This is a genomic window from Parvibaculum sp. MBR-TMA-1.3b-4.2 (genome assembly GCF_053628815.1).
Genome location: NZ_JBRJHC010000001.1, coordinates 798,177 through 810,043, shown reverse-complemented (window position 1 = coordinate 810,043; position 11,867 = coordinate 798,177). Strand labels below are relative to the sequence as shown.

8 protein-coding genes are annotated in these 11,867 nt (G+C 62.1%); 3 read left to right on the top strand and 5 right to left on the bottom strand.

The window, feature by feature from the left end:
- Positions 1 to 16: 16 nt before the first annotated feature.
- The 5 genes from ACSSVQ_RS04030 to ACSSVQ_RS04010 form a co-directional block, all read right to left on the bottom strand.
- A complete protein-coding gene (locus ACSSVQ_RS04030) occupies positions 17 to 1,042 on the bottom strand; it encodes an NADP-dependent oxidoreductase (RefSeq protein ID WP_454180933.1) in 1,026 nt (341 codons plus the stop codon).
- A gap of 85 nt (positions 1,043 to 1,127) precedes the next feature.
- Entirely contained in the window at positions 1,128 to 2,492 is a 1,365-nt protein-coding gene (locus tag ACSSVQ_RS04025; RefSeq protein WP_454180932.1) for an efflux transporter outer membrane subunit, read from the bottom strand.
- 11 nt (positions 2,493 to 2,503) lie between these two features.
- Positions 2,504 to 4,453 (bottom strand): MacB family efflux pump subunit, encoded by a 1,950-nt coding sequence (locus tag ACSSVQ_RS04020; RefSeq protein WP_454180931.1) that lies wholly within the window; start codon positions 4,451 to 4,453, stop codon positions 2,504 to 2,506.
- A gap of 10 nt (positions 4,454 to 4,463) precedes the next feature.
- Positions 4,464 to 5,573, bottom strand: coding sequence for an efflux RND transporter periplasmic adaptor subunit (locus ACSSVQ_RS04015; protein ID WP_454180930.1), 1,110 nt, complete (start codon positions 5,571 to 5,573; stop codon positions 4,464 to 4,466).
- Positions 5,574 to 5,802: 229 nt separating this feature from the next.
- Entirely contained in the window at positions 5,803 to 6,813 is a 1,011-nt protein-coding gene (locus tag ACSSVQ_RS04010) for an NADP-dependent oxidoreductase (protein WP_454180929.1), read from the bottom strand.
- Positions 6,814 to 7,005: 192 nt separating this feature from the next.
- Between ACSSVQ_RS04010 and ACSSVQ_RS04005 the strand changes: the two genes are divergently transcribed.
- From ACSSVQ_RS04005 to cimA, 3 genes are all read left to right on the top strand, one after another.
- Positions 7,006 to 8,667, top strand: coding sequence for an NAD+ synthase (locus ACSSVQ_RS04005; RefSeq protein ID WP_454180928.1), 1,662 nt, complete (start codon positions 7,006 to 7,008; stop codon positions 8,665 to 8,667).
- On the top strand, positions 8,657 to 10,006 hold the full coding sequence (gene gltX, locus ACSSVQ_RS04000; protein WP_454180927.1) for a glutamate--tRNA ligase: 1,350 nt from the start codon (positions 8,657 to 8,659) through the stop codon (positions 10,004 to 10,006). Before ACSSVQ_RS04005 ends, gltX begins: the two co-directional genes overlap by 11 nt.
- Positions 10,007 to 10,218: 212 nt before the next feature.
- Positions 10,219 to 11,865, top strand: a complete 1,647-nt coding sequence (gene cimA, locus ACSSVQ_RS03995) for a citramalate synthase (protein WP_454180926.1) — start codon at positions 10,219 to 10,221, stop codon at positions 11,863 to 11,865.
- Positions 11,866 to 11,867: the final 2 nt, after the last annotated feature.

Sequence of the window (11,867 nt, the reverse complement as noted above, 5' to 3'; positions counted from 1 at the left end):
AGGGTCACGCACATAATCAGACCGCGCTGTCAGGCCCGATCTTCACCAGCATCTTGCCGGTATTGCCGCCGGTGAAGAGCTTGAGGAACGCCTTGGGCGCGTTCTCGATGCCTTGTTCCACGGTTTCCTGCCACTGCATCTTTCCCGATTTGATGAGCGGACCCATCTCTTCCATGAATTTCGGCAGCAGGTCGAAATGGTTTGAGACGATGAAGCCCTGCAGCTTCAGGCTCTTGCCGACCGCCATGATGATGTTGGACGGGCCCGGCGTCGGCTCTGTGGCGTTGTACTGCTCGATCATGCCGCAAAGTGCGAGACGCCCGAAGGGCCGCATGTTTTCGATCGCAGCTTCCAGATGCTTGCCGCCGACATTCTCGAAATAGACGTCGATCCCCTTCGGGAAGGCATCGCCGACCGCTTTGGTGAGATCGCCGCAGGTCTTGTAGTTGATGGCCTTGTCGATGCCGGCTACATCCGTCAGCCATTTGCACTTCTCGTCTGAGCCTGCGCTGCCGACCACATAGCAGCCATGCGCCTTGGCAAGCTGGCAGACGACGGAGCCGACCGCGCCGGAAGCGGCGGAAACGAAAACGGTTTCACCGTCTTTCAGCTCGCCGATGCGCATCAGTCCGGCATAGGCTGTCATGCCCGGCATACCCAGCACGCCCAGATAGGCCTCGATGGGACCGACGGACGGGTCGACCTTGGTGAAGCCCGCGGCATCGCCGACCGCGAATTCGCGCCAGCCCAGCATATGGTTCACGAAATCGCCGACCTTCAGCTTGTCGCTCCTGGACTCGACCACCTGGCCGATGGCGCCGCCTTCGAGCGGGCTGCCGATCTGGAAGGGCGGTACATAGCTTTCACGGTCCATCATGCGGCCGCGCATATAGGGGTCGACCGACATCCAGATATTGCGGACCAGTACTTCGCCGTCCTTCGGGCCGGGCACGTCGGCGGTGGCCAGTTCGAAGTCGCTGTCCTTCGGCATGCCGACGGGGCGAGCCTTCAGGCGGATTTCCTTGGAGCTGTGATTGGACATCTCTGTCTCCCTTTCGTGTTTCTTGGTGAAGGGAGACTAGCTGCCGAACGGGGACTTAGGAAGGAGGGGGCTGGATTTGCCTTGTTCAGCTCTGCCAACCGCCTCCCATGGCAACGAACAGGTCCACCGCCGCGGTGTAGCGGTCGAGCTGGGCCTGGACCACATTGTCCCGGCTGGAAAGCAGCGAGCGCTGCGCATCCAGCACGTCGATAAAGCTGGCACCGCCCGCCTTGTAGCTCGCATTGGACAATTCATAGGCCCGCAGCGCTTCGGACGAAGCCGTCGCAAGAGCGGTCTGGCGCCTTGCGCTGGTGTCGGTCAGGGAAAGGGCGTCTTCCACCTCCTTGAGCGAGGTCAGCACCGTGCCGCGATAGGTGGCGACGAGCTGGACTTTCCGCGCCTCGGCGGTCTGAAGGCTCCCTTCCAGATTGCCCGCCGAGAAAATCGGCGCCAGCAGCGACCCGGCAATCGACCCGGCATCCACCGGCGTCAGGCCATAGGTAGCGGTCCGGCTCAGCGAGGCGGACAGGTCGAGGCTCGGGAAGAAGGCCGCCCGCGCCGCGCCGATATCGGCATTGGCTGCTTTCAGGTTTGCTTCGGCTCTGCGGATGTCAGGACGGCGCTCCAGCAATGTCGACGGCTGGGCGGGGGCGATCTCCGGCAGGGCGACATCTTCCAGTCCCTTGGCGGCCACGTCGAAGCCTTCAGGCGCCCGGCCGAGCAGAATGGCAAGCGAGGTCTTGGCTGCAACGAGGCTCTGTTCGAGGCTGGGCAGGCTCGCTTCCACAGTGGCGAGATTATTGCGCTGCTGGGCGAGTGTGATGCCGGAATCGAGCCCTTCCTTGTTGCGCAGCTCGACGAGCTGCAGCGTTTCGCGTGCAAGCTTCAGCGATTCCTTCGCATAGGCGATGCGGTCTTTCAGGCTCAGCACCGTGAAATAGGTACTCGCCACATTCGACTGGACGAGAAGCCGCGTCGCCTCGGTGTCGAAGACGGAGGCGTTGAAGCTCTCCTCCGCGCTCTGGCTCTTCGCCCGGTATTCGCCCCAGAGGTCGAGTGCATAGCTGATGGTCAGTTTGCCGCTGGCACTGCGCGACAGGCTGCCAGGGTCGCTCTGCGTCTGGCTCGCACTGCCGCTACCGTTGAGCTGCGGGAAAAGGCTCGAATTGGTGGAGCGCAATGTACCGCGCGCCTGTTCGATGGTGGCAAGAGCGGCGGCCACGTCCTGATTGTTGGCAAGCGCTTCGGCCATCAGCGTATCGAGTTCGGGGCTCGAAAAACGCGACCACCATTGCGCATAGTCGGCAACGGCTTTGGCGTCCGTCTGCCCGGCGCCGTCCCAGCCGGCCGGAATGGCGGTGGCGGGGCGTTCGTAGTCCGGCACCATGGAACAGCCGGCCAGCAGCGCAGCGGCGGCAGTGAGTGTCACGATACGTTTTGCGGATCTCATATCTGTCGCTCCTATTCCGATGACAGCGCGACGACGGGGTCGAGAAGCGCGGCCTTGCGGGCGGGCAGGTAGCCGAAGATGAGCCCTGTCATGAACGCGCAGCTGAACGCGAGGAGGGAGGGCGTCGGGTTGATGGCGATATTCAGGCCAAGAGACCCGAGGCCGAGCCCCGTGCCGATGCCCAGCATCACACCGATCAGCCCGCCCACGCCGCATACCACCAGCGCCTCGGTGTTGAATTGCAGCAGGATGTTGCTCATCCGTGCGCCGGTCGCCATGCGCAGGCCGATTTCGCGCGTCCGCTCGGTCACATTGACGAGCATGATGTTCATCACGCCGATACCGCCTACGAGAAGGGAGATGCCCGCCACCGATCCCAGAAGGATCGTCAGCGTGGTCGTCATGCTCTCCATCGTTTCCAGCATGGAGGCGGTATTGCGGATCTGGAAATCCTCCGTCTGATGGCGGGCGAGAAGAAGCTGCTTGATGTTCGCTTCCGTCTGGTCGACCAGCTTGGCGTCGGACACCTTCACATTGATCGAGTTTGCATATTGCTGGCCGAAGAGGCGCATGAAGCCAGTAGTGATCGGGACGAAGACAACGTCATCCTGATCGCGTCCGAAGGACGAAGCGCCCTTGGCCTCCATCACGCCGATCACCTCGAAGGGGATATTGCCGATCAGCACATATTTGCCGACCGGGTTCTCGCCATGGGGGAAAAGATTGTCGACAACCGTCCGCCCGAGAACTGCAACGGGCGCATAGCTGTTGAGGTCGGCCTCGCTGAAATAAGCGCCTTGCGAGGCGGTCCAGTCGCGCACCCGGGTATAGGATGGCCAGGTGCCCAGTATCTGCGTGCGATAATCCACATTGCCGAAGCGGACGGTCTGGCTGCCGCTGCGCTCAGGCGCCACCGCGACGACATTGGAGATACGCTGCTCTATGGCCTCCGCGTCGGCGGGTACCAGCGTTGCGACATCGCCGGACGATCTCATACCCGGTGCGCCGGGCCTGACCAGCAGAAGATTGGTGCCCATCGACTGCATGCTTTGCAGGATATTGGCTTTGCTGCCGTCGCCGATGGCGAGCATGGTGACGACCGCCGCCACGCCGATCACCACGCCGAGCAGGGTGAGCGCGGTGCGGAAGATATTGGCGCGCAGCGAGCGGATGGCCATTTTCACCGCTTCGCTGACTTCCGCCCCGAGGGCCAGATGCCCGTGATCGCGCACGACACCTGCCTGTTCGGGGCCCGTCCTGTCCGCCGTGCCGCTGTCGGAGACGATCCGGCCGTCGCTGATGACGATCTGGCGGTGCGCGTGCGCTGCCACTTCCGCTTCATGGGTGATGAGGATTACCGTGCGCCCGTCGCGATTGAGCTGGTCGAGGACCTGGAGCACCTCCGCGCCGCTTTTGGTATCCAGCGCGCCGGTCGGCTCGTCGGCCAGCACCACATTGGCATCGTTCATCAGCGCCCGTGCGATGGAGACGCGCTGCTGCTGGCCGCCCGAAAGCTCGGTCGGACGGTGCTTTGCGCGATTGCCCATGCCGAGCCGGTCCAGCAGCTCCATGGAGCGGCTGCGGCGGGCTTCCTGCGAAAGCCCGGCATAGATGGCCGGCAGCTCCACATTCTCCGCCGCTGTCATGGTGGCGAGCAGATTATAGCGTTGAAAGACGAACCCGAATTCGTTGCGTCGCAGATTGGCGAGTTCGTCGGATGTGAGGTCGGCGATATTCGTGCCGCGCACGCTGTAAATGCCCTCGCTCGGCCGGTCGAGACAGCCGAGAATATTCATCAGCGTCGATTTGCCGGAGCCGGACTGGCCCATGATGGCGACATATTCGCCTTCATGGATGGTAAGCGAGATGGCGTCCAGTGCGCGCACTTCCGCGCCGCCGGTCTGATAGACCTTGGAGACCTCGTCCAGTTCGATGAGGGGCCGGGGGGTGTGCTGGGTCATGATGGCCCCCTCACAGGAAGCCGGGCCGGCGTCGGCCCGACCCATTGCCCGATGTCGCACCGAGGGTTCCGGTCACGACCTTGTCGCCTTCCGTCAGCCCGCTCTTGATCTGGATGTTGATGCGGTTCTTGAGGCCGGCTTCGACCGCCTGTTTTTCCGGCTGTCCGTTCCGCATGACCATCACATAGGTATTGCCGTTTGCGTCGGTCTTTACGGCATTTACCGGGACCATGAGCGTGTCTTTTGCCTCGCCGAGCAGGAAGAAGACCTGCGCGGTCATGTCGATCATCAGCTTGCGTTCGGGGTTCGGAATGTCGATGAGCACCGTATAGAGCACCACATCGTTTTCCGTCGTGGGCGTCGGCTTGATCTGGCGCACGGTGGAGCGCCACCTCGTGCCGCTCATGCCCAGCGTAGTGAAATAGACCGGCATGCCCACTTTGAGCTTGTTCACATCGGCTTCCGCGACCTCGGCCTCGACCGTCATCGTGTCGAGGTTCGAGATGGTCATGATTTCCGTCGCAGACTGGGAAGACACGACGGTCTGGCCTTCCAGTGTCGTCTGCGACACCACGGTGCCGCTCATCGGGGCAAAAATTTTCGTGTAGCCCAGATTGGCCTCGTCCCCTTTGAGGGTCGATTTCTGCTGGTCGATCTGCGCCTTGTAGGATGCGATCTGCGCCGCGCTTTGCTTCATCTCCGCGCGCGCCTGATCCAGCGTGTCCTGCGATACCGCATTCTGCTTCCGCAGGTTCAGGTAGCGGCGATACTGGATCTTCTTGAACTCATACGTGGCTTCTTCGCCCTGAAGCTGGGCCTGCAGTTTGGCAAGCCCGGCCTGGGCGGCTTCCACCTGGGATTCATAGACCGAAGGGTCGATCTCGGCGAGGAGCTGACCTTTCTTCACCGTGTCGCCGATCTCGACATAGACCTTCTGCAACTGGCCGGAGACCTGCGCGCCGACATCCACATAGTCCTTGGGCTGGATCGACCCCAGCGCCGTGACGGTCTGTTCGATATTGCCGCGCGTAACGGTGACGGTCTGATAGCTCGCCGTATCGCTGCTGCCGAAAAGGCTCTGATAACCGAACCAGAGGGCCAGAAGGAGGATGGCCGTCAAGGATGCAACCTTGACCCATCCAGCTTTCAACCATGACGGAAGCATCGAAAAAATACGTCCGGGGAACGAGCGCTCGCTCGTTTCCCCGGATGAGGACGGCCTGCCGCCGTCGCCTTCATAGCCCATATCTGCCTGACCGTACTAAAAGCGCGAGTACCCCGTTTCCATATAATACGCATAGCTCACGATTCTCCGTCGCAGGGCGCAGGCGGATAAAAAATTTGTAATCTCAGGCGACGCGGACCATGCGTTTGCCCACATTTTCGCCGGCCAGCAGCCCGATCAGGGCCTTGGGCAGCGTTTCGAGGCCCTCAAGAATGTCCTCTTTCACCTTGAGCGAGCCGTCCTGGACCCAGCCTTCAAGGTCTTTCAGCGCCTTTTCACGCTCCGCATAGAAGTCGGAGACGATGAAACCCTGGACTTTCAGCCGTTTGGTGACGATGAGCCCCGGCACGCCACGCGGTCCATGCGCGGGCGGGGTCCCGTCATACTGCGAGACTGCCCCGCAGCAGGCGATGCGACCATTCTGGTTCATGCGGAAAAGGGCCGCTTCCAGAATGTCTCCGCCGACATTGTCGAAATAGACATCGATGCCGTCCGGCGCCACCGCCTTCAGCGCCTTGTGAACGGGTTCGGATTTGTAGTCCACGGCCGCGTCGAAACCGAGTTCGTCGGTCAACAGCTTGCACTTCTCCTTGCCGCCCGCGATGCCGATGACCTTGCAGCCCTTGATCTTGGCGATCTGCCCCACAATCGACCCGACCGACCCGGCGGCGGCGGAAACGGCCACCGTTTCGCCCGGCTTCGGGTCGCCGATTTTCAAAAGGCCGAAATAGGCGGTGAGGCCGGCAATGCCGTAAACGCTGAGGAGATAGGAGAGCGGCTCGCGCGGTTCGAGTTTCTGAGCGGTCTTGGCCGGTACGGCCGAATATTCCTGCCAGCCTGTGTCGGCGAAAACCAGATCGCCGGGCTTGAAATCCACCGTGCCCGACTGAACGACTTCAGCGATGGCGCCGCCCGCCATCACCGTGCCGGCATCCACCGCCGAGCGATAGGTGGCACCCTGCATCCAGGCCCGGTTGGCGGCGTCGAGCGAGACGATCCGCGTTTTCAGCAGAAGTTCTCCTTCGCCTGCCTCGGGCATGCTGCCTTCGCGAAGCTGAAAATTGCTCTCGGCAAGCTTTCCCTCCGGCGTCTCGGCCAGCAGGATTTGTCGGTTGGCTTGGGACGTATTGGGCATGTTCTTGTCCTCCCTGAAGATTTTCGATGCGGGAGCTTAGACAAGATGAAAGCCCCCGCCCATGCGCGAGGTTGAAAAAGCCTGCACATTCGAATGTCAGAATCGGGGCAAGGGCCCTATTGTCCGCAGGCGCATCCGGCGCTAGAACAGCACTAATGCTCAATTGGAACATATCTCCCGGAAAATAACTCCATGACCGACCGGTTGCGTATTGCGCTCGCCCAGCTCAACCCCACGGTGGGCGACATAAAGGGCAATCTGGAAAAGGCGATCGAGGCCCGCCGCGAAGCTGAACTGGCGGGAGCGGATCTGGTCGTCTTTCCGGAGCTCTTCATTGCCGGCTATCCGCCCGAGGATCTGGTGCTGCGTCCCGCTTTCCAGCGCCGGGCGCGGGAGGCCGTCATCCAGCTTGCCGAGCAGACGGCGGACGGAGGCCCGGCCGTGCTGATCGGCGCGCCATGGAAGGAAGAAGACAAGCTCTACAATGCCGTCCTCTATCTCGATAAGGGGGAGGTTCAGGCTCATCGCTACAAGGTGCGACTGCCCAATTACGGCGTGTTCGACGAGCCCCGCGTCTTCGACGAGGGCCCGCTGCCGGGACCGATCGACATTCGCGGTGTGCGTGTGGGGGTGCCGGTCTGCGAAGACATCTGGTACCCGGACGTCGTGGAGTGTCTGGAGGAGACGGGCGCGGAGATGCTGCTCGTGCCGAACGGCTCTCCCTATGATTTCGACAAATTCGACGCCCGCATGCAGCTTGCCGTCCGGCGCATTCAGGAAAGCGGCCTGCCGATGGCCTATCTGAACCAGATCGGCGGGCAGGACGAGCTTGTATTCGATGGCGGTTCCTTCGTGCTGAATGCGGATCTCTCGCTTGCCGTCCAGATGCGGGCGTGGGAACAGGAAATCCTCGTCACCGACTGGACGCGCGAGCCGCATGGCTGGGTCTGTGCGAAGGGAGAGTGCGCGGAGGTGCCGGAAGGCGACGAGGCTATCTATCTCGCCACCGTGCGCGGGCTTCGCGACTATGTGAAGAAGAACCATTTCCCCGGTGTGGTGCTGGGGCTGTCCGGCGGTATCGACAGTGCGCTCGTGGCCGCGCTGGCCGTCGATGCGCTGGGCGCGGAAAACGTCCACTGCGTCATGCTGCCTTATCGCTACACCTCGTCCGAAAGCCTCGAAGATGCGGAAGCCTGCGCCAAGGCGCTGGGCGTGCGCTACGACATCGTGCCCATCGAGGAGCCGGTGGTCGGCTTCACCAATGCGCTGGAAAAGATGTTCGAGAACACGCAGTCCGACACGACGGAAGAGAATATCCAGTCGCGCTCGCGCGGCCTCATCCTGATGGCGATCTCGAACAAATTCGGCTCCATGCTGCTGACCACGGGCAACAAGTCGGAAGTCTCCGCCGGTTACGCCACGCTCTATGGCGACATGAATGGCGGCTTCAATCCGATCAAGGATCTCTACAAGAGCCGTGTCTTCAAACTCGCCGCATGGCGCAACGAACACATGCCCAAGGGTGTGCTCGGGCCGGAAGGCGAGGTGATCCCCGAGCGGATCATCACCAAGCCGCCAAGCGCGGAGCTGCGTCCCGACCAGAAGGACGAGGACAGCCTGCCACCCTATGAGGTGCTGGACGACATTCTCGAATGTCTGGTCGAGCATGAGATGCCGGTGCACGACATTGTCGCGCGAGGGCATGACCGTGCGCTCGTGCACCGGGTGGAAAATCTGGTTTTCGTTTCGGAATACAAGCGCCGTCAGGCCGCACCGGGCGTGAAACTTTCCTCTCGCAATTTCGGCCGCGACCGCCGCTATCCGATCACCAACGGGTTCCGCGATGTCGACTGAAGTCATCGTTCGCTTCGCACCGAGCCCCACAGGCCGCCTTCATGTGGGCAATGCGCGCACGGCGCTCTTCAACTGGCTTTTCGCGAGGAAGGCCGGGGGCAAGTTCATGCTCCGCCTCGACGACACCGACGACGAGCGGTCTACCGAAGAATATGCGCATGGCATCGTCGAGGACCTCGGCTGGCTCGGCCTTGTGCACGATATCCTCGACCGTCAGTCGAACCGCATGGCTGAGTACGACAAGGCGGCGGAGAGGCTGAAGGCGGAAGGGCTGCTTTATCCCTGCTACGAAACACCCGAAGAGCTGGAGATGAAGCGCAAGCTGCAGGCCCGGCGCGGCCTGCCGCCTGTTTATGACAGGGCGGCGCTCTCTCTCAGTGACGAGGAGAAGGCAAAACTGGAAGCGGAAGGGCGCAAGCCCCATTGGCGCTTCAGGCTAAAGCAGGAAGTCACGACCTTCGCGGACCTCATTTTCGGCGAGACGAAAGTGGATTGCGCCTCGGTATCCGATCCTGTGCTGATCCGCGGCGACGGGCGCTATCTCTACACGCTGCCCTCGATCGTGGACGATATCGACTTCGGCATCACCCACATCATTCGTGGCGCCGACCATGTGACGAATACCGGCGTGCAGGTGCAGCTCTTTCGCGCGCTGGGCGGAAAGGTGCCGGTCTTCGCGCATCATTCCATGCTGCAGGGCCCGGAAGGCAAGCCGCTGTCCAAGCGTGACGATGCGGCGGATTTTTCGCTGATGGCACTGCGCGAGCATGGCGTCGAGCCCATGGCGCTCAATGCGTTGCTGGCGCGCCTCGGCACGCCCGACCCCGTGGAGGCGACGCTCTCGCTCGACCATTTGGCCAAGAGCTTCGATGTCGCCCGGCTTGGGCGGTCCGATATCCGCTTCGACCTGACCGAACTGGACAAGGCGAATGCCGGTACGCTCCACATGCTGGAATATGACGAGGTGAAGGAGCGCCTTCTGGCGCTCGATTGCGACCTCGGGCCCGACTTCTGGGCGGCTGTCCGGCCCAATCTCACCCGCTTTGCCGAGGCGGCGGACTGGGCCCGTATCGCCGAAGGGCCGGTGGCCCCGGCGATAGAGGACCCCATTTTCGCCTCCAGGGCGGCGGACCTCCTGCCGGACGGGCCATGGGACGAAACCACATGGAAGGCATGGACGGACATCGTGAAGGCGGAGACGGGGGCCAAGGGCAAGGCGCTATTCATGCCGCTTCGTCAGGCACTTACGGGCCTGGACCATGGACCCGAGCTGAAAAACCTGCTACCTCTGATCGGGCGCGAGCGGGCCGAGGCCCGGCTTCGCGGTAAAAAGGCCTGATTTTCGGGCCGGGTGTAACGGCAGATGAGAGGACCGGCAATGGCCGAGTTCCGCATTATTCAGGGTCTCATTATTAGCGGCTGACATAGCTCCGCCGCCGCCGTACAAGCACGTCTTAATCTTCCTTTGCTGTAAATGGTCCGGCCGCGGCGGTGGCATCGGTATTTTCTCTGCGTCTCCTTTCGGGAGGCGCCGCGAGCGGAAGCGAAAAGATGAACGTGACGACGAAAGAACGGCTCTACCTCTTCGACACCACGCTGCGCGATGGCGCGCAGACCACGGGCGTGGATTTCTCCGTCGAGGACAAGCGGCTGATTGCGACCCTGCTGGACGAGCTGGGCATCGACTACGTGGAAGGCGGCTATCCCGGCGCCAATCCCACCGACACGGCTTTTTTGGGCGACAAGCCGGCGTTGAAGCGTGCCACCTTCACCGCCTTCGGCATGACCAAGCGGGCAGGGCGCAGCGCCTCCAACGATCCCGGGCTTGCCGCCATCCTCGATTCCACGGCCGACGCCGTCTGCCTCGTCGCCAAGAGTTGGGATTTCCATGTGGAAGTCGCACTTGGCATTTCCAACGAGGAGAACCTCGACAGCGTTCGCGAGAGCGTGGAAGCGATCATCGCGCATGATCGCGAGGCGATGATCGATTGCGAGCATTTCTTCGACGGCTACAAGGCCAATCCCGACTATGCAACGGCCTGCGTGAAGACGGCGCTGGATGCCGGCGCGCGCTGGGCTGTTCTTTGCGACACCAATGGCGGTACATTGCCCTCAGAGGTCGAAGCCATCGTGACCGCGCTGATTGCCGCGGGCGTGCCGGGCGACCGGCTCGGTATCCATGCACATAACGATACGGAAAACGCGGTGGCCAACTCGCTGGCTGCGATCCGGGCAGGTGTACGTCAGGTGCAGGGGACGCTGAACGGGCTCGGCGAGCGCTGCGGCAATGCGAATATGGTGTCGCTGATCCCGACGCTTCTGCTGAAGCCGGAGTTTGCCGGCCGTTTCGAAATCGGTGTGACGCTCGACCAGTTGAAGCAGATCACCCACGTCTCGCGCACGCTTGACGAAATACTGAACCGCGCCCCGGATCGCTATGCACCCTATGTCGGCGAAAGCGCCTTTGCCTCCAAGGCGGGCATCCATGTATCCGCGCTGCTGAAGGACCCGCGCACCTATGAGCATGTGCCGCCGGAATCCGTCGGCAACAAGCGCAAGATCGCTGTGTCCGATCAGGCTGGCCGGTCGAACATCCTGGCGCGCCTGGAAGAAGCGGGGATCGAGGTCGACCCCAAGGACACGAAGATCCAGCGCCTTCTGGACGAGGTGAAGGAACGCGAATTCCTCGGCTATTCCTATGATGGCGCGGAAGCCTCTTTCGAGCTGCTGGCGCGGCGCATCCTCGGTCAGGTGCCTGAGTTCTTCAATGTGGAGTCTTTCCGCGTGATGGTGGAACGCCGCTACAATGCGGTAGGCGATCTTGTGACCATCTCGGAAGCCACGGTGAAGATGCATGTGGATGGCGAAGTGCTCTTCTCTGCCGGTGAAGGCAACGGCCCGGTCAATGCGCTCGATCAGGCACTGCGCAAGGATCTCGGCAAATACCAGCCCTTTATCGAGGATTTGCGTCTCGCCGACTTCAAGGTCCGTATCCTGACGAGCGGCACGGAAGCCGTGACCCGTGTGATGATCGAAAGCGTGGATGGCGACGGGCTGCGTTGGTTCACGGTGGGCGTCTCGCCCAATATCGTCGACGCCTCTTTCCAGGCACTTAGCGACAGCATCACCTACAAGCTGCTCCGCGACGGTGCGCCTCTGCCGACCCAGCACAGCCGCAAGGAAAAAGTGCGGAGCTGACC

Bases quoted from the DNA above. Each gene is read 5' to 3' on its own strand.
- ACSSVQ_RS04025 (WP_454180932.1), bottom strand. From the start codon at position 2,492: ATGAGATCCGCAAAACGTATCGTGACACTCACTGCCGCCGCTGCGCTG.
- ACSSVQ_RS04030 (WP_454180933.1), bottom strand. From the start codon at position 1,042: ATGTCCAATCACAGCTCCAAGGAAATCCGCCTGAAGGCTCGCCCCGTC.
- ACSSVQ_RS04020 (WP_454180931.1), bottom strand. From the start codon at position 4,453: ATGACCCAGCACACCCCCCGGCCCCTCATCGAACTGGACGAGGTCTCC.
- gltX (WP_454180927.1), top strand. From the start codon at position 8,657: ATGTCGACTGAAGTCATCGTTCGCTTCGCACCGAGCCCCACAGGCCGC.
- cimA (WP_454180926.1), top strand. From the start codon at position 10,219: ATGAACGTGACGACGAAAGAACGGCTCTACCTCTTCGACACCACGCTG.
- ACSSVQ_RS04010 (WP_454180929.1), bottom strand. From the start codon at position 6,813: ATGCCCAATACGTCCCAAGCCAACCGACAAATCCTGCTGGCCGAGACG.
- ACSSVQ_RS04005 (WP_454180928.1), top strand. From the start codon at position 7,006: ATGACCGACCGGTTGCGTATTGCGCTCGCCCAGCTCAACCCCACGGTG.